Here is a 16,840-nt window from a genome sequence, read left to right as displayed (position 1 = left end):
ACCGGGGAGAGTCGCCGGACATGGGAGGAAGAAATGATCAAACGCTATATCGCGGGCGCCGCCTGCGCCCTTGGTCTCGTGGCTGGAGCCGCCCAAGCGCAGAGCGACGGGCCTTACAAAGTCTATCTTTCGATGAGCTATATCGGGAACGATTGGCAGGCCGAGGCCTCGAACATGGTCAAGGCGCTCGCCGCGTCAAAGGACTACGCCGACAAGGTGGATCTCGAGGTTCAGGTCGCCGGGCCGAACGCCCAGCGCCAGATCCAGCAGATCAACGCGATGGTGCAGGCCGGTGCGGATGCGATCGTCGTCTACCCGATCTCGCCCACTGCGCTGAACAGCGTCGTCAAGAGCGCCTGCTCGCGTGGTGTGACGGTTATCGCCTATGATGCAGAGATCACGGAGCCCTGTGCCTATAACGTGACGATCGACCAAGAGGAGGCCGGTCGAAAGACGGCGGAATGGCTGGTCGACAAGATGGGCGGCAAGGGCGATGTCGTGATGGTGACAGGTGTGCCCGGCACGTCCGTGGATACCGCCCGGACCAAGGCGGCCAAAGAAGTCTTCGCCCAGCATGACGGCATCAATATCGTCGGCGAGGCCGTGGGCATGTGGAGCCAGGCGGTGGCCCGGACTGAACTCAACAAGCTGATGGCCACCCGCGACTGGTCCGATATCAACGGGCTCTGGATGCAGGTTGGCTGCTACACGGCGGATTCCATGCAGCTCGAAGCGGGACGCGATCCTTCCGAGCTGCTGCCCTGTGCAGGTGAGGGATCGAATGGCGGGCGCATCCAGATGCTTCCGGCAGATACAGCGGTCGAAGGGGCGAGCAAGCCCTATGCGCCGATGGGCGCCCCCCGGATTTCCTACGCCTCGCCGCCCTATTCGGGCGCGCTGGCCCTGAAGCTCGCGGTCGACAAGCTCGAAGGGAAGGACATCCCGAAGCATACCACCTTGCCGCTGCCCCTGGTCACCAACGACACCGTGCAGCTTTGCGAGACGGGCAGCTGGGATGAGCAAAAGGCGGGGTGCAATGTGTTCCAGCCCTCGATGGTGTCGAACCCCGGCTGGTTCGCCTCGATCTTCTCGGAAGATCTGCCGCAGCTTGGTCTGAACGCCGCGCTCGTCGGCCAGCCCGAGAACTGAGGTCACACGCCCGGCGGCGGGGGCTTTCCGCCGCCGGGCGCAGACCGCACCATACATACGCATTCCGGAGAATTGCATGTCACGCATCGCCGATTCAGCGCCTGCGGTGGAAGTTCACGACTTATCGAAGGCCTACGGTCCCACCGTCGCCAATGACAAGGTCAGCTTCTCCGTCGCTCGCGGCCGCGTCCACGCCCTGCTCGGCGAAAACGGCGCCGGCAAGTCGACCACCATGAAACTGCTCTCGGGGCTCGTGCGGCCAGATTCTGGCACGATCCGAATAGGCGGCCGCGACGTTAGCTTGCGCAATGCGCGCGATGCCCATGCCGCGGGGATCCAGACCGCCTTTCAGGAGCTGACGCTGGTGCCGGACCTGAGCGTGCTCGACAACATGCTGCTGGGCCGGTCGCGCCGGACGATCATCGGCACGCTGGACCGCAGCCGTGCGCGGCGCGAGGTGATCGCACATTTCGAGGCGCTGGGCCTCGAAGTCGATCTCGATGCGTTGGCTGAGGAGCTGACCCTGGCTGTGCGCCAGAAGATCGAGATCGCCCGCGCTCTTTACCGCCAGCCCGAAATCCTTTTGCTCGACGAGCCGACATCGGCGCTCTCTGGCAGCGATGTCGATTGGCTCGGCCGGATCATCGCGGACGCGGCCGCGCAAGGGATTACCGTGCTGTTCATCTCGCACCGCTTGCCCGAAGTGCGCGCCTTCTGCGACACGCTCACCATCTTGCGCAACGGACGGTCCGTGACCTCGGCGAAGGTCGCGGATGTCAGTGATGCCGAAGTGGTCGAGATGATCGTGGGCCGCTCGGTCGAGAACGCCTTCCCGCCGCGCCGCGCCCCGAAGGAGATCGCGGGGCAGGTTCCGGTTCTCGCCACTCGCGCGCTGTCGGCGGGGCCGAAGCTGCGCAAGGCCGAAATTTCTCTACATAAGGGAGAAATCCTCGGGATTGCCGGGCTGCAAGGTATGGGGCAGGAGGCACTGTTCTCCGCCCTTTTCGGACAGGAGCGGTTGCGCGCGGGCCATATCGAGTTGGACGGGACGCCCCTCCATCTGCGCGCCCCGGCCGACGCGCTGCATCCGTCGGTCGCGATCGGGCTCGTGCCCGAGGAACGCAAGACGCAAGGTTTGTTCCTGGAACTCAGCGGGCGGCAGAATGCCAGCCTGCCCGTGCTCTCCCGGTTCCACCGGGGACCGGTCCTCGATGACGGGGCGGAGGCGCGTGCCGCTGCGGGAGCCTTCGCCGCCGTGGAGGTGGACGAGCGCGCGCATTATCTGCCCGCGGGCGCGTTCTCGGGCGGCAATCAGCAGAAGATCGTGCTGGCCAAGTGGCTCGTGGCGCAGAGCCGGATTCTGCTCCTTTTCGATCCGACGCGCGGCATCGATGTCGGGACGAAAGAGCAGATCTATGCGCTGCTGCGCGCCTATACGGATGCAGGCGGATCGGTCCTGCTCCATTCCACCGAAATACCTGAGCTCGTGTATCTGTGCGACCGTGTCGGCGTCCTCTACGAGGGTCGGCTGTCGTGTTGGCTCGAGGGTGAAGAATTGAGCGAGAACGCGATCATGCAGGCCACGCTCGGCGGGAACGCACCGCTGAAGGGAGACACGACACATCCGAAACAGGAGGTCCGGGCATGAGTGACCAAAGCCTATCATCCGGGGCCGCGCCGCGGCGCAAGTCCTCCAACTGGCTACGCAGCCTGCGTCACGGACAGGCCGTGATCGTCGCGGCGCTGGTGCTGGCGGGCCTCATGGCGTTGAACGCGGGACTGAGCCCCTATCCGCTGAGCTATTTCGATATTTCTTTCCTCGCGAGTGGCGGGGCGACCTCCGCGATCGCGGCGGCGGGGCAGACACTGGTTATCCTGTCGGGCGGCTTCGACCTGTCGGCAGGCGCGGTGGTCTCGCTGGTCAACGCGGTGCTTGCGACCTCGATGGACCCGGCGAACATGCAGGCCTCCGTGCCGCTCTGGACCGCGATCGGGATCGGTATCGGCATGGCCGTGGGCGCGGTGAACGGCTTTTTCGTGGCTGTGGTGCGCCTGCAGCCCATCGTGGTCACCTTGGCGGTGATGTTCATCGTGCAAGGGCTGACGCTCCTTGTGATGGCGATGCCGGGCGGCTTCGTCGCGCCTTCGCTCGCATCCGTCTATCTTGGTGACACGATCCCTGGTCTTCTCCCCGCACCGATCACGCTGATGCTGGTGCTGGTGGCGCTGTGGCTCTGGCTCAAGCGCACGGGCTACGGGATCACGCTTTATGCAGTGGGCAGCGATGCCGAGGCTGCTCGCGCGACGGGGCTTCACGCGCGCACCGTTACCTTCGCGACCTACGTGCTCGCAGGTGGGCTTTACGGGCTCGCCGGTGTTTTCGTGAGCGCCCAGACCGGCAGCGGCGACCCGCTGGTGGGGAACTCGCTTCTGCTGCCGACCTTCGCGGCTGTGGTGATCGGCGGCACCCGTCTTGGCGGTGGCAAAGGCGGCGTGCTGGGCACGATCCTCGGGGCCTATATCCTGATGATCGTGGTGAACCTTCTGCTGTCGCTCAACGTCTCGGCTTACTATTCGACCATTGCGGAAAGCGCAGTGCTCCTGATCGCGGTGCTCGCGGGCTCGCTGCGCCGTGACAGCACGCTTTCGCAACGCCTGCGCGAAGTCACCGATGCGATCGGCGCCCGACGGCGCGGATGGCTTGTTGGCCAGCGCTCGGGTGAGGATCACAGGTTGGCTTTCACGCGACCGGCAGAGACCGCCCCCGCGCAAACTTTCCTGCAACGTCACGGCCATACGCTGCGCCACGTTCTGCCCGCCTGGATCTGCCTCGTGGTGGTCCTGATCGCGACGCAGCTGGTGCTGGGCAATGTCTTCAGCGGCTGGCGCTACTGGGACTCGCTCCTTGTGCTCTCGAGCTTCCTCGCGATTCTCGCTCTGGGGCAGGGCGCGGTGATCCTGACCGGGGGGCTGGACCTGTCGTTGCCCTGGAGCATCGCGCTGTCGGGCGTGATGCTGACCGGGCTCGTTGGCGGCCAAGACATGGGGTTGCTCACGGCGCTGCCGGTCGTCTTCGCGGTGGCTGCGCTGATCGGGCTCGCGAACGGGCTGGGCGTCGTGGCGCTGGGCCTGTCGCCGATCGTCGTGACGCTCGCGATGAACGGCATTCTTCAGGGTGCGGCGCTGATCTGGTCCGGCGGCACGCCCGCCGGGTTCGCACCGCCCTCGCTGCGTTGGCTGATGACCGGCAAGCTGATGGGCGTGACCCCGGTGATCATCTTCATGGCCGCCTTCGTCGCTCTCGCGATCGTCCTCTTGGGACGCACCGGGTTCGGGCGCCGGGTCTACGCGGTCGGCAACAGCGAACTGGCGGCGCGCCTCTCGGGGGTGCGCACAGGACGGGTCATCATCTCTGTCTACATCCTCTCGGCGCTCTGCGCGGCGCTGGTCGGCGTTCTGCTGGCGGGCTTTTCCGGACAGGCGAGCCTCGGGATGGGGGATGACTACCTTCTGCCCTCGATCGCGGTCGTCGTCGTGGGTGGGGCGCTGATCACCGGTGGCCGCGGGCATTACGCGGGCATGCTGGGGGGCGCACTGCTGCTGACCGCGATGCAGACCCTGCTTGCCGGCACCGCGCTGCCCTTCGCATTCCGCTCAGTGTTCTTCGGGCTCGTCATCCTGATGGCCGTGATCGCATTGCGCAAATAACCAAGGAGATTTCGATGAGTGATACATCCAGGATGAAATTGCCCGGCCTCGAGGGCAAACGCGTTGCGGTCACGGCGGGCGCTTCCGGCATCGGTCTGTGCATCGCGCGGGAACTGGCTCGGCAAGGCGCGCGGATGGCTATCTGCGACATCGATGAGGCCGCGCTTGAACGGGCCGCGCAGGAGCTGGGCGCCGAAGTGGCCCTGCGCGCCGACGTCTCGGATGAAGCTGCGGTGGCATCTTTCTTCGAAGCGATCGGCAACACCCTCGGCGGGCTCGATGCGCTGGTCAACAATGCCGGCATTGCGGGGCCCACCGGCTCGGTCGACGAAATCTCGCCCGAGGATTGGCGGCGCTGCCTCGATATCGGCCTGACGGGTCAGTTCCTATGCACCCGGAAAGCGGTGCCGATGCTGCGCGCGGCAGGGGGCGGAGCGATCGTCAACATCTCCTCCTCGGCGGGCAAGTTCGGCTATGCGTTCCGCACGCCCTACGCCTCGGCGAAATGGGGGGTGATCGGGTTCACCCAGAGCCTGGCGAAAGAGCTCGGTCCCGAGAATATCCGTGCCAATGCGATCCTGCCCGGCATTATCGAAGGGCCGCGGATCGAAGGCGTGATCGCAGCTCGCGCGAAGCAGACCGGGATCAGCCATGAAGAGATGACCGAGCGGTATCTGTCGAACGTCTCGCTGCGCCGGATGACCCCGCCCGAGGACGTGGCGGACATGGCCGCCTTCCTGATCGCTGAGACCGGGCGCAACCTGTCGGGGCAGAGCTTCCCCGTCGATGGCAATGTGGAGACCTTGTGATGAAAGAGCCTGTCGCCTGCGTCGGTTCGGGGCTTATCGGGCGTGCCTGGGCCATCGTGTTCGCCCGTGCCGGTCATCCGGTGCGGCTGTGGGACGAGGTTCCCGCCGCGCCAAAGGCCGCGCGCGACTTCGCCGCCGAGATGCTGCCGGAACTGGAGCGTCTGGGCCTCATCCCCGGAACCGCCGAGGAAGCCCTCGCGCGCATCGAGCCGGTCGCCACGCTCGAAGAGGCGCTCGAGGGCGCGCGGCACGTGCAGGAGAGCACTTTCGAGGAAATCGGAGTGAAGCGCGAAATTTTCGCACGTCTCGACGCGATTGCCGGGCCCGATACCGTGCTCGCCTCCTCGTCGTCGGCTCTGCTGCCTTCGGCCATTTCCGAGGGGCTCGCGGGGCGTCACAGGGTCATGGTCAATCATCCGATCAATCCTGCCTATCTCGTGCCCGCCGCAGAGTTGGTGCCCGCGCCCTGGACCGATCCCGCGCTTCTTGAGCGCACAGCGGATCTTCTGCGCGAGGCCGGCATGCGCCCGATCGTCATGCAGAAGGAAATCGACGGCTTCGTGATGAACCGCCTTCAGGGCGCCCTTCTGCATGAGGCGTTCCGGCTTGTGGCCGATGGATATGCCAGCACTGAAGACGTCGATATCGGGTTGCGCGAAGGGCTGGCGCTTCGCTGGTCCTTCATCGGCCCGTTCGAGACCATCGACCTCAACGCGCCCGAGGGCGTGCGGCAATATGTGACGCGCTATGGCGGCATTTACGACGGCATGGCGGGGCAACCCGCGGCGGACTGGCGCGGCCCCGTGCTGGACCGGATCGAGGCGGAGCGCCGTGCGGCGCTTCCCGCAGACGAGCTTGCTCAGCGGCAGGCGTGGCGAGACCGGCGCCTCATGGCGCTCGCCGCTCACAAGCGCCGCGCAACAGACGAAATCGGAGATTGATAGAATGCCAGACAAGGTCATCCTCACCTGCGCCGTGACCGGCGCCATTCATACGCCGACGATGTCGGACCACCTGCCCATCACGCCCGACGAGATCGCCGAAGCCGCGATCGGGGCGGCCGAGGCGGGGGCCGCAATCTTGCACCTGCATGCCCGTGACCCGAAAACTGGAAAGCCCGACCAGTCGGCCGAGGCCTTCGCGCCGTTCCTGGGCCGGATCAAGCAGGCGACGAACGCGGTGGTGAATATCACCACCGGCGGTTCGCCCTACATGACGGTGGACGAGCGCACGAAGCCCGCGGCGCAATGGGCGCCCGAGGTCGCCTCGCTCAACATGGGGTCGATGAATTTCGGCTTTTTCCCGCTTCTCGCGAAATACAAGGAGTTCAAGCACGCATGGGAGCGTGAGCATCTCGAGGGGTCGCGTGACCTCGTCTTCCGCAATTCGTTCAAGGACATCGAATATGTGCTGGAGACCTGTTACGACAACGGCACCCGGTTCGAGTTCGAATGCTACGATATCTCGCATCTCTACAACCTCGCGCATTTCGCGGACCGTGGCCTCGTGAAGCCGCCGTTCTTCGTTCAGTCCGTTTTTGGCCTGCTGGGGGGGATCGGCACCCATCCCGAGGATGTCATGCACATGAAGCGCACGGCAGACCGTCTCTTCGGAAAGGATTTCCGCTGGTCGGTTCTGGGGGCCGGCAAGGACCAATTCCGCATCGCCACACAGGCGCTGAGCATGGGGGGCAATATCCGCGTCGGTCTCGAGGACAGCATCTGGATCTCGCGCGGCAAACTTGCAGAGAGCAACGCCCAACAGGTCGCCAAGGCGCGCGCCCTCGTCGAGGGGCTGGGCCTCGAGCTCGCGACGCCGGACGAGGCACGCGAGATGCTCGCGCTCAAGGGCGGCGACGCCGTGAACTTCTGAACCGGATACCAAGGGAGGAGACCAACATGCAGATCGATATTCTGCTCGACGTGAAGACGACACTGGGCGAGGGCCCGGTCTGGGACGTCGAAAGCCAGCGGCTCTATTTCATCGACTCGATGGATGGACGGGTGTTTCGCTGCACTGCGGACGGCACCGAGCTACGCGCTTGGGATGTGCCGGGCAAGATCGGCTCGATGGCGGTGCGCAAGGACGGCAAGGGCGCCATTGTCTCGCTCGACAAGGGGTTCTGGTTGCTCGATTTCGACAGCGGCGATTGCGAGTTGCTGCACGACCCGGAGGCCAACCTCGCCACGACCCGTATCAATGACGGCAAATGCGATCGGCGCGGTCGGTTTTTCGCCGGTTCGATGGATATGCAGGAGGAGGGGCCGCTGGGCGCACTCTACCGCGTCGATCCCGACCTGAGCGTTACCAAGCTCGAGGAGGGGATCATCTGCTCGAACGGGCCTTGCTTCTCGCCGGACGACAAGACCTTCTACTTCACGGATACCTGGACCGGTGAGATGTGGGCTTATGACTATGATATCGAGACCGGCGGCATTTCGAACCGTCGCACCTTCGCGAAGGCCGACACCTCGAACGGCGGCGCCGCGGACGGGGCGACGGTCGATGCGGAGGGCTATTACTGGATGGCGCTGGTCTATGACGGGCGGATCTGTCGCTTCGCACCGGACGGCACACTCGACATGGAAATCCCTATGCCAGTGAAGAAGGTCACGAGCGTCCAGTTCGGCGGCCCCGATCTCGACGTGCTCTACGTCACGTCGATGGCAAAGCCCCCGCTGCCGCGTTTCCCCGACGACGGTGTTCAGCGCGGCAGCCTGTTCGCGATCCGCGGTCTCGGCGTGAAAGGCGTGCCGGAGCCGCGCTTCGGCGGCTGAGTGCTCAAAGCCGACCTCATCTAAAGCCCTGCGCGCGCTTCGCGCGCAGGCGCATCCAGAACGATTGCGTGAGACCGGAGACCGGCCAGCGCTCGGACTGATCGTGGCGGTTCGTTTCCCAAAGGGAGCAGTGCGAAATTCGCCTCTCTGGGAAAGTTATCCCTAGTAGGTCAGCCACTCCAAACTTTCTCCGACATTGAGCATGGAATTTTCCTGAAATTTTCAGACCGGAATTTTCAGGTCGGCGAGGGACACTGGTCCCATGAAAGATCTTGCAAACTCTCCCGCCGATCTGGCGCGCTCCAATCCTCGGGCCGCGTCCACCCATATACAAACCTGCACCCTCTCAAAGGCGAAGAGTCAGCGCATGCATGACTATCGGTTAGGGCGCATCCCCGCCTATGTCGACCAGACGAAACTGCGCGACAACCGCGTGCTGATCCGGTTGCGTCCGGTTACACAGGTGCGCGCCGAGAATGCGCGGCTTCGCGAACAGGCCGGTCGGCAGCGCAAGATGAAATCGAACGCGGCCGTGGTCATGATAGGAGTGATCGCCTTCGGCGTGCTTGCCGCACGAGATTTCATGAAGCTTTCGCCGAAGCGTCAGAACAGGGCATTTAGAAAGCTCGCCCGGAGCCTCGCCAAGAAGTTCGCCACAAGGGTGGAGTCACTGGTCGTTCATCTCGATGAAACGACGATCCACGCGCATTTCATGCTGCGCGCCTACGATCATTCCGGCCACCCGCTCAGCGACAATATCAAGCGCGATGCCACCGCCTCGATCCAGGATCTCACGCACCGCGTGCTCGCGTGCTTCTGCCCGGGAATCCAGCGTGGGCATCGCAAGCTCGATCGCCTTGCCGCAGGAGCGAATTATGTCGAGACACTACATCGGAGTGTCCGGGCTCTCCACCAAGACCTGCCGCGGGAGATCGAAGAGCGGGAAGCAGAACTCGCGGCGTTGGAGGTTGCCAAAACAGAGTTGCTGGCCTCGATCGATGAGGGGCGCAAAAAACTCGCTCGTCTGAGCGAGGAGCAACGCACCGAGCGGATTGCCTTGGCGTCACATAAAACGGAAATGGAGGCCCGCGCGCGGGATCTCGATGCGCGGGATGCGGATGTTCGGACGCGTGAGGACAGCCAGCAAAAGCGCGAAGATGGGCTCGACCGGCGCGAGGCGAGTGTCATCAAAGACAAGGCAGATCTTGCCAGGGAGCAACAGACGCACCTTCTAGCCGCAGACCAACTTGTCAAGCGAGAGGAGGCGGTCAAGGCGGCGTGCGCTGAGGCCGAGGAAACTCAGTCGACCTATGGTGCCGCGCTTGCGGCGATGGAGGGCGCTCTGGCGGAAATTGCAGGTGGAACCCTGCGGCGCGACACAAAGACGGGTAAGCTCATGATGAAGGATGCATCTCTTCTACGGGCGCTCCCGGAGGAGTTGCGAATGGGGCTCTTGCGACCCATGCGTGGGCTCGTGGATATCGGGTCGCGGGTAGATCAACGATCCAGGGAGCTTGATCGCAGAGGCCGGGCGTTCGAGGAAAAGCAGGCCGCCGTTGGTGAGGTCATAACCGCGCTCACCGAAGGCCGTGCTGAAATTTCGAATGGCGCTGTCGTGATGGAGGATTTGCCGCACTGCCTCAAGGCGCTTGGCGAGAGCGACGAAGACCGGATGATCCAGGGTATTCTGGATCTTCTGGTGCAAGCCGTAGAGACCGGCGTTGGTGCGCTGCAGCCGGTGCGCGATGAGGAGTTTGACGGACCGGGAATGGGGTGATCCTGGGCGCTTGCTGCAAGATACCCTCGGCCCGCCAAGGGGAATCATGCCAACCCGCATGGCCTTTCCCGGGAGAGGCTCTCAAATGGAGCTTTTGACCGTTGGCGCGGCGCCCTATGATCCTCATGGTGAGTAAGCGAGGCCGAAATGCAGACGAATGGCAAAGCTCAAGATCCGGCCAAGATCGCCACTGTCGCGCTGAAAGCTTTTGCACGCGTCGCCGCGTCCTGGGGTCTCAGCGAGAAAGAGGCCGCCGGCCTCGCGGATATTTCCGAGAGCGAGTGGACGCGTGCCAGGAAGTCTGATTTCGCGGGTGAACTGACACGGGATCAGCTCCTGCGCCTGAGCGCGGTGGTGGGCATCTACCAGGCGCTCGAACTCTATTTTTCCGAGCCGCTGGCGAGAAGCTGGTTCACGCGCCCGAATACGGGTCACTTGTTTGGCGGCCGCCGTCCGGTCGAGACAGCCATTGAGGGTGGGTTGCCGCAGATCCTCGCGATCCGAACCTATCTCGACGGTCTGTTGGAAGGCGCGTGAGGCCTGGCGCGCTCGGCGCGTCATCTGGCTCCAGGTGTCCGGCCACATCGGGGTGCTCAATTTGCGACATCCAGAACCTCTGGAACTTATATTTTGCAATGCTTTGTGGAAGGAATCGGGGGCGCTGACACCCCGACGTGCATCAGGATTCCGCGAACGGGGCGGATTTAAGAACGCAAGCGCAGGCAGAGGCGCCTCGTCCCCCTTAAATCTCTACCCCGGCGCATTGCGCGGTATTTCGGATATGCTCTCGCATCGCATTCGCCGCGTCGTTCGCATTCTGCCGGGTGAGGGCTTCCAGGATCGCCCGGTGCTCTTTGATCGAGGTGTTCATGCGGTCGACCTCAGTGTTTGGTATCGGCACGCGCTGGGTCTCGGTCAGAAGGTCGCGCACAGATTGGTGCAGGCGGCGGAGCATGGCGTTGGGACAGGTCCGCGCGATGATGTTGTGGAAGGTGAGATCGGCTTCGACATGGGTCACGAGATCTTCCTTGCGCCACGCCTGCTCGAATTCCTCAGTCGCATGCCGCAGTTTATCCGCAATCTCGGGCGTCACATGGGGGGCGGCGAGACGGCAGAGTTCTGTTTCGATCAGCAGGCGGGACTGGAAGACATCGAGAATCGAATACTGTTCCTCGAAGCGCCACTGATCCATCGCGGCGGACTTGCCTGACTGGGCGCCGGTCACGAAAGTGCCGCGGGCGGGGTAGGTGCGCACGAGGCCGATCGTTTCCAGCGTCAGCAGGGCTTCGCGAAGGGATGCTCGCGACACGCCAAGCTGCTCTGACAGCACGCGCTGCGAGGGGAGGCGCTCGTCCTTTTTCAGCGCTCCGGTGCGGATCATCTCTTGCAGCTGGCGCGCGACCGTCTGTGTGACGGGGCTCTTGTCGTTCGTGTAGTCCATCTGGCGCCTCTTAAGCTGGCAGTTACCAAGTCTATAGCCCTCCGCGCCCGCCAACATCAAAGAAGTTCCTTGTCAGATCCGGGAAAGCATGTTTCAAAAGGTCAGACCGGTCTGACCGGTCATGCCAGTTAAGCAAAATAAAACGACGATCAACAGGGAAAACGAACATGTCTGGAAAATTTGGAAAGATCGCCGCGATGGCCCTCGTGGCGGTGACTGCCTTCGGGACGAGCGCCTGGGCGGAAACACTCACGGTCGGTGCCAATATCGGAAACGTGCCGTGGGAGTTTCAGGACGAGACCGGCAAGAACGTGGGCTTCGAGGTCGATCTGGTCGATGCGGTGGCCGCGAAACTCGGGCGCGACGTCGAGATCGTGAATATCCCCTTCAACGGTCTCTTCTCGGCCGTGCAGTCGGGCCGGATCGATGCGGCGATCTCTTCGATCACCATCACTGATGAGCGTCTGAAATCCGTCTCCTTCGCGCAGCCCTATTACGATAGCGACCAGTCGCTGACCGCACTCGCGAGCGGGCCGCAATCGCTGGACGAAATGAAGGGCAAGATCGTCGGCGTCGATACCGGCTCTACCGGCGACATGTGGGCGACCGAGCATAATGCAGAATATGGCTTCTCCGAGATCAAGCGCTACGAAGGGCTGGCGCCTGCGATGCTCGACCTCGCGGCGGGCCGCATCGACGGCTATATCTCCGACATTCCTGCACTGCTCTACTACGTCAAGGACAAGCCGAACCTGAAAGTGGTTCAGCGCATCGCGACGGGCGAGAAATACTCGATGATGTTTGCCAAGGACGCACCGCTTGCGAATGAGGTGAACGATATCATCACCAGTCTCAAGGAAGACGGGACGATCGCCAAGCTTCACGAGAAGTGGTTCGGGGTCGCGCCCGAGGCGGACACCTCGACCGTTACCGTCATGGACATGCCCACGCTGAAGTAACGCAATCGGGCGCGCTTCCGCATGTCGGGGGCGCGTCGCTGCCCGAAAGACACCTATGACCTTCCTTGATACCTTCCTCAACGCCGATGTGCTGAGCCGAAGCCTGCCAATGCTGCTCAGCGGTCTATGGCTGACGCTGCAGCTGGGCGTAGCGAGCATCGTCGCGGGGCTGATCCTCGGCCTGTTTCTCTCGATGCTGCGGCTTTATGGGGTCGCGCCGGTGCGAATTCTGACGAAGATCTATATCGACGTCTTCCGCTCGATCCCGCTTCTGGTGCTGCTGATCGTCGTTTATTACGCATTGCCGTTCCTTGGCGTCCGCCTGTCTTCCTTCGCCTCGGCGATGACGGCGCTGACCCTGGTGTCGGGCGCCTATACGGCCGAGATTTTCCGTGCCGGTATCGAGGCGATCCCGAACGGGCAATTCGAAGCCTCCGAGGCGCTGGGCCTGAGCCACCGCCAGACGATGGTCGACGTGATCTTGCCGCAGGCGATCAGGATCGTGATACCGCCGCTGACCAACAATTCGATCAACGTGATGAAGGACACCGCGCTCGCCTCCGTGGTCGCGATGCCGGACCTTCTGAAACAGGCGACACAGGCGCAGGCGCTCGCGGCGAACCCCTCGCCGCTGATCGGCGCCGCGCTGATCTATATCGTTTTCCTCTGGCCGGCGGTGCTGCTGGTGTCGCGTCTGGAAAACCGTTTCAATTCCGGGAGGCGCGTATGACGGGCTATGTGAGCATCCGCGATCTGCGCAAGCATTACGGCACTTACGAAGCGCTGCGCGGGATCAATCTGGAGATCGAAAAAGGAGAGGTTGTCTGCGTGATCGGCCCCTCGGGGTCGGGCAAGTCAACGCTGATCCGCTGCATCAACCGCTTGGAGGATTTCGACCGCGCGAGCGAAATTCGCGTCGATGGCATTCCGGTTCTTCCGGGGCGGGCCTTGGCGAAGGTGCGCGCCGAAGTCGGTATGGTGTTCCAGAGCTTCAATCTCTTCCCGCATCTCACCGTCCGCGAGAACGTGATGTTGGCACCGCGCCGCGTGCGTCGCACCTCCCGCGCCGATGCCGCGACGCAGGCTGAGAGCCTTTTGCGCCGGGTCGGCATCGTCGAGCAGGCGGAGAAGTATCCGGGCCAGCTTTCGGGCGGGCAGCAACAGCGGGTGGCAATCGCCCGGGCGCTCGCAATGGAGCCACAGGTGCTACTCTTCGACGAGCCGACCTCGGCGCTCGATCCCGAGATGGTGGGCGAGGTGCTCGATGTGATGAAGTCGCTCGCCGGCACCGGTGTCACGATGATCGTTGTCACGCATGAGATGGGCTTCGCCCGTCAGGTCGCCGACCGGGTGATCTTCATGGATGGGGGCGAGGTCATTGAGACCGGCACGCCCGAACAGGTGCTTGGCGCGCCGCGTGAAGTCCGCACACAGAATTTTCTCAGCGCTGTGCTGAGCCATTGATCAAAGAGTAGGATAGCAAGATGAACACAGCGCAGGACGCGATCGATCTCGACTTCGTTCGGGGACATTTTCCGGGGCTCGCCGCCGATTGGGTATTTTTCGACAATGCGGGCGGGAGCCAGATCGTTCAGGGCGCGGTCGACAAGATCAGCGAGTTCCTGATCCATCGCAACGTGCAGACCGGTGGTAGTTACGCGATCTCCAAAGAGGCGGCCGAAGGGCTGATGATGGGGCGCGAAGCCGCGAAGACCCTCGTCAATGCCGCGCGCCCCGAAGAGATCGTTTTTGGCCCCTCGACCACGCAACTCGTGCGCACGCTCGCCTCGGCCATGCGCGGCCAGTTGCAGCCCGGTGACGAGATCATCGTCAGTCATGCGGATCACGAGTCCAATATTGGGCCGTGGGATGCGCTGCGCGAATTCGGGATCGTCATCAAGAACTGGCCGCTCGATCAGGCGTCGATGTCGATGCGTCTCGAGGATCTCGAGCCGTTGATGAGCCCGCGCACCAAGCTCGTCTGCATTCATCACGTCTCGAACATTCTCGGCTCGATCAACCCGGTGAAGGAGTTCGCGGCCTTCGTGCATGAGCGCGGCGCGCGCATCTGCGTTGACGGGGTCGCCTATGCACCGCATCGCGCGATCGACGTGCAGGACTGGGATGTCGATTACTACATCTTCAGCATCTACAAGTGCTATGGGCCGCATATGGCGATCATGTATGGCAAATATGATCTGCTTGGCGAGCTCGACGGACAGTATCACTATTTCTATGGCAAGGACAAAATCCCGGGCAAGCTCGAGCCTGGCAACCCGAATTACGAGCTGGCCTACAGCACCGTCGGCGTCGTCGATTACCTGATCGCTCTCGGCACCCATCTGGGCGGCGAGGGCAGTGATCGGGTGCGCCTTGAGGCAGCCTTTACGGGTATCTCCCGACAGGAGGATGTCTTGACCGGTCGCCTGATTTCCTGGCTTGAGGCGCGAAACGACTGCCGAATAATCGGACGCGCGATGGAGGAAGGGCGGGTTCCCACGATCGCCTTCAAGTTCGACGATCTGAACTCGGAGATGGTGGCCCGCGAGATGGACACGTTCGGCATCGCTATCCGCTTTGGCGACTTCCATTCGCGTCGTCTGGTCGAGGATCTGAATGAAACCGGGCAGAGCGGCTGCCTGCGCGTCTCGATGGTTCATTACAATTCGGTGGCGCAGGTCGACGCGCTGACCGAGGCGCTTGCGAGTATCACCTCCCAGATGCGGATGGCGTCGTGATGGCTGGTTGCGATCTCGCGATCCGGGGCGGCACGCTGGTGACCGCCTCGGATCAGTTCCGCGCCGATCTGGGCATTCGTGACGGCAAGATCGTCGAAATCGCGGCGGAGATCACGGATGCGCGCGAAGAGATCGACGCGACCGGTCTGATGGTGCTGCCGGGCGGGATCGATGCGCATGTCCATCTCGCGCAGCCCACCTCGGATGGCACGGTGATGGCCGATGATTTCCTGACGGGAACTCGGTCGGCGGCGGCGGGGGGCAATACCACGGTTTTGCCTTTCGCGCTGCAGGTCAAAGGCAGCTCTCTGCGGGAATGTCTGACGGCCTATCACGAGAAGGCCGAAGGCGCGTGCTATACGGATGTCTCTTTTCATCTGATCGTATCCGACCCGACGCCGCAGGTTCTGGGGCAGGAACTCCCGGCGCTCGTGCGCGACGGCTACAGCTCGTTCAAGGTCTTCATGACGTATGACGATCTGGTGCTGAACGACGCGGAGCTTCTCGAAGTCTTCGACGTGGCCCGGCGCGAGCGCGCGCTGGTGATGGTCCATGCCGAAGGCCACGATGCGATCAAGCACATGACCCGCAGGCTCGAGGAAGAAGGAAAAACCGCGCCCTATTACCACGCTTTGGCGCATCACCAGATCGCCGAGCGCGAGGCGACCCATCGCGCGATAAGCCACGCGCAGCTGACTGACGTGCCGGTGATGATCGTGCATGTCTCGGGCCGCGACCCGATGGAGCAGATCCAATGGGCGAAGAAGCGCGGCATGAAGGTCTTCGCCGAAACCTGCCCGCAATACATCGTCCTGACCCGAGACGATCTCAAAGGGCTGAACATGGATTTCGAGGGCGCGAAATATGTCTGCTCGCCGCCGCCGCGCGACACAGACAGCCAAGACGCGATCTGGGAGGGGCTGCGCGACGGCACCTTCGATGTCTTTTCCTCCGATCACTGCCCATTCTATTTCGAGGGCGCCAACGAGACCGGCAAGGACAATCCCCGCGCGCGCACCTCGTTCAAATGGGTGCCCAACGGCATCCCAGGCGTGGAGACGCGGCTGCCGATCCTGTTCTCGGAGGGGGTGCGAAAGGGGCGGATCAGCATCGAGCGTTTTGTGGCGCTCACCTCGACCAACCCTGCCAAGCTCTATGGCCTATACCCGCAAAAAGGCGCGCTCGTGATCGGCGCCGATGCCGATATCACGCTTTGGGATCCGGAACGTAAAGCGGTTATTTCTCAAGTGACCCTGAACCACGGTGCCGATTACACGCCCTATGAGGGCATGGAGATTGAAGGCTGGCCGGTCCGCACGATCCTGCGCGGCAAGACAATCGCCGCCGGCGGAGAGGTTCTAGAGCAAGGCAGGACCGGGCGGTATCTGTCGCGAGCGACCAGTTCGGCCTGGTAGACGGTTGAGCTTGCCGCGCCGAGCGCAACCGGAACCTCATCGTCTCGCTACGAAGGTCGAATATCGC

The 16,840-nt window shown here is 63.2% G+C and carries 15 protein-coding genes; 14 read left to right on the top strand and 1 reads right to left on the bottom strand.

From position 1 onward, the window contains the following. The first annotated feature begins 33 nt into the window (after window positions 1–33). The 9 genes from BMI85_RS15485 to BMI85_RS15445 all read left to right on the top strand — a co-directional run bounded on the left by BMI85_RS15485 (window position 34) and on the right by BMI85_RS15445 (window position 10,757). On the top strand, window positions 34–1,149 hold the full coding sequence (locus BMI85_RS15485; protein ID WP_078601924.1) for a sugar ABC transporter substrate-binding protein: 1,116 nt from the start codon (window positions 34–36) through the stop codon (window positions 1,147–1,149). A gap of 76 nt (window positions 1,150–1,225) precedes the next feature. Beyond that, a complete protein-coding gene (locus tag BMI85_RS15480) occupies window positions 1,226–2,797 on the top strand; it encodes a sugar ABC transporter ATP-binding protein (protein ID WP_078601923.1) in 1,572 nt (523 codons plus the stop codon). Next, complete coding sequence (locus BMI85_RS15475) at window positions 2,794–4,857, top strand: ABC transporter permease (protein ID WP_078540085.1); 2,064 nt, start codon at window positions 2,794–2,796, stop codon at window positions 4,855–4,857. Before BMI85_RS15480 ends, BMI85_RS15475 begins: the two co-directional genes overlap by 4 nt. Before the next feature lie 14 nt (window positions 4,858–4,871). After that, entirely contained in the window at window positions 4,872–5,666 is a 795-nt protein-coding gene (locus BMI85_RS15470) for an SDR family oxidoreductase (protein WP_078601922.1), read from the top strand. Continuing rightward, complete coding sequence (locus BMI85_RS15465) at window positions 5,666–6,607, top strand: 3-hydroxyacyl-CoA dehydrogenase (RefSeq protein ID WP_078601921.1); 942 nt, start codon at window positions 5,666–5,668, stop codon at window positions 6,605–6,607. The genes BMI85_RS15470 and BMI85_RS15465 overlap by 1 nt, the downstream gene beginning before the upstream one ends. 4 nt (window positions 6,608–6,611) lie before the next feature. After that, on the top strand, window positions 6,612–7,538 hold the full coding sequence (locus tag BMI85_RS15460) for a 3-keto-5-aminohexanoate cleavage protein (protein WP_078540082.1): 927 nt from the start codon (window positions 6,612–6,614) through the stop codon (window positions 7,536–7,538). Window positions 7,539–7,564: 26 nt separating this feature from the next. Further along, on the top strand, window positions 7,565–8,443 hold the full coding sequence (locus BMI85_RS15455) for an SMP-30/gluconolactonase/LRE family protein (protein WP_078540081.1): 879 nt from the start codon (window positions 7,565–7,567) through the stop codon (window positions 8,441–8,443). Between the two features lie 262 nt (window positions 8,444–8,705). Continuing rightward, window positions 8,706–10,220 carry a plasmid recombination protein gene (locus tag BMI85_RS15450; protein WP_143595107.1) on the top strand — a complete coding sequence of 505 codons (1,515 nt, stop codon included), beginning with the start codon at window positions 8,706–8,708 and terminating at the stop codon, window positions 10,218–10,220. Between the two features lie 147 nt (window positions 10,221–10,367). Continuing rightward, the gene (locus BMI85_RS15445; protein ID WP_078601919.1) at window positions 10,368–10,757 is read left to right on the top strand and encodes an antitoxin Xre-like helix-turn-helix domain-containing protein; all 390 of its coding nucleotides are present in this window, start codon (window positions 10,368–10,370) and stop codon (window positions 10,755–10,757) included. A 205-nt stretch (window positions 10,758–10,962) separates the two neighbouring features. Here the strand turns inward: BMI85_RS15445 and BMI85_RS15440 are convergent, their stop codons facing one another. After that, window positions 10,963–11,661 (bottom strand): FadR/GntR family transcriptional regulator, encoded by a 699-nt coding sequence (locus BMI85_RS15440; protein ID WP_078601918.1) that lies wholly within the window; start codon window positions 11,659–11,661, stop codon window positions 10,963–10,965. A 167-nt stretch (window positions 11,662–11,828) separates the two neighbouring features. Here BMI85_RS15440 and BMI85_RS15435 point away from each other — a divergent pair, with 167 nt between their 5' ends. From BMI85_RS15435 to hydA, 5 genes are read left to right on the top strand one after another with little or no spacing between them, the layout of a single operon-like run. Continuing rightward, window positions 11,829–12,620 carry an ABC transporter substrate-binding protein gene (locus BMI85_RS15435; protein WP_078601917.1) on the top strand — a complete coding sequence of 264 codons (792 nt, stop codon included), beginning with the start codon at window positions 11,829–11,831 and terminating at the stop codon, window positions 12,618–12,620. 55 nt (window positions 12,621–12,675) lie between these two features. Continuing rightward, complete coding sequence (locus BMI85_RS15430) at window positions 12,676–13,350, top strand: amino acid ABC transporter permease (protein ID WP_078601916.1); 675 nt, start codon at window positions 12,676–12,678, stop codon at window positions 13,348–13,350. Beyond that, window positions 13,347–14,084, top strand: coding sequence for an amino acid ABC transporter ATP-binding protein (locus BMI85_RS15425; RefSeq protein ID WP_078601915.1), 738 nt, complete (start codon window positions 13,347–13,349; stop codon window positions 14,082–14,084). Before BMI85_RS15430 ends, BMI85_RS15425 begins: the two co-directional genes overlap by 4 nt. Window positions 14,085–14,104: 20 nt before the next feature. Continuing rightward, on the top strand, window positions 14,105–15,358 hold the full coding sequence (locus tag BMI85_RS15420) for a cysteine desulfurase-like protein (protein WP_078601914.1): 1,254 nt from the start codon (window positions 14,105–14,107) through the stop codon (window positions 15,356–15,358). Next, entirely contained in the window at window positions 15,358–16,773 is a 1,416-nt protein-coding gene (hydA, locus tag BMI85_RS15415) for a dihydropyrimidinase (RefSeq protein WP_078601913.1), read from the top strand. The genes BMI85_RS15420 and hydA overlap by 1 nt, the downstream gene beginning before the upstream one ends. Window positions 16,774–16,840: the final 67 nt, after the last annotated feature.

This window comes from Thioclava sp. DLFJ4-1 (assembly GCF_002020145.1).
GTDB lineage: Bacteria > Pseudomonadota > Alphaproteobacteria > Rhodobacterales > Rhodobacteraceae > Thioclava > Thioclava sediminum.
This window is presented reverse-complemented; position numbering and strand designations above follow the sequence as displayed.

Bases quoted from the DNA above. Each gene is read 5' to 3' on its own strand.
- hydA (WP_078601913.1), top strand. From the start codon at position 15,358: ATGGCTGGTTGCGATCTCGCGATCCGGGGCGGCACGCTGGTGACCGCC.
- BMI85_RS15440 (WP_078601918.1), bottom strand. From the start codon at position 11,661: ATGGACTACACGAACGACAAGAGCCCCGTCACACAGACGGTCGCGCGC.
- BMI85_RS15470 (WP_078601922.1), top strand. From the start codon at position 4,872: ATGAGTGATACATCCAGGATGAAATTGCCCGGCCTCGAGGGCAAACGC.
- BMI85_RS15455 (WP_078540081.1), top strand. From the start codon at position 7,565: ATGCAGATCGATATTCTGCTCGACGTGAAGACGACACTGGGCGAGGGC.
- BMI85_RS15475 (WP_078540085.1), top strand. From the start codon at position 2,794: ATGAGTGACCAAAGCCTATCATCCGGGGCCGCGCCGCGGCGCAAGTCC.
- BMI85_RS15435 (WP_078601917.1), top strand. From the start codon at position 11,829: ATGTCTGGAAAATTTGGAAAGATCGCCGCGATGGCCCTCGTGGCGGTG.
- BMI85_RS15480 (WP_078601923.1), top strand. From the start codon at position 1,226: ATGTCACGCATCGCCGATTCAGCGCCTGCGGTGGAAGTTCACGACTTA.
- BMI85_RS15450 (WP_143595107.1), top strand. From the start codon at position 8,706: ATGAAAGATCTTGCAAACTCTCCCGCCGATCTGGCGCGCTCCAATCCT.
- BMI85_RS15445 (WP_078601919.1), top strand. From the start codon at position 10,368: ATGCAGACGAATGGCAAAGCTCAAGATCCGGCCAAGATCGCCACTGTC.
- BMI85_RS15485 (WP_078601924.1), top strand. From the start codon at position 34: ATGATCAAACGCTATATCGCGGGCGCCGCCTGCGCCCTTGGTCTCGTG.
- BMI85_RS15425 (WP_078601915.1), top strand. From the start codon at position 13,347: ATGACGGGCTATGTGAGCATCCGCGATCTGCGCAAGCATTACGGCACT.
- BMI85_RS15420 (WP_078601914.1), top strand. From the start codon at position 14,105: ATGAACACAGCGCAGGACGCGATCGATCTCGACTTCGTTCGGGGACAT.
- BMI85_RS15460 (WP_078540082.1), top strand. From the start codon at position 6,612: ATGCCAGACAAGGTCATCCTCACCTGCGCCGTGACCGGCGCCATTCAT.
- BMI85_RS15465 (WP_078601921.1), top strand. From the start codon at position 5,666: ATGAAAGAGCCTGTCGCCTGCGTCGGTTCGGGGCTTATCGGGCGTGCC.
- BMI85_RS15430 (WP_078601916.1), top strand. From the start codon at position 12,676: ATGACCTTCCTTGATACCTTCCTCAACGCCGATGTGCTGAGCCGAAGC.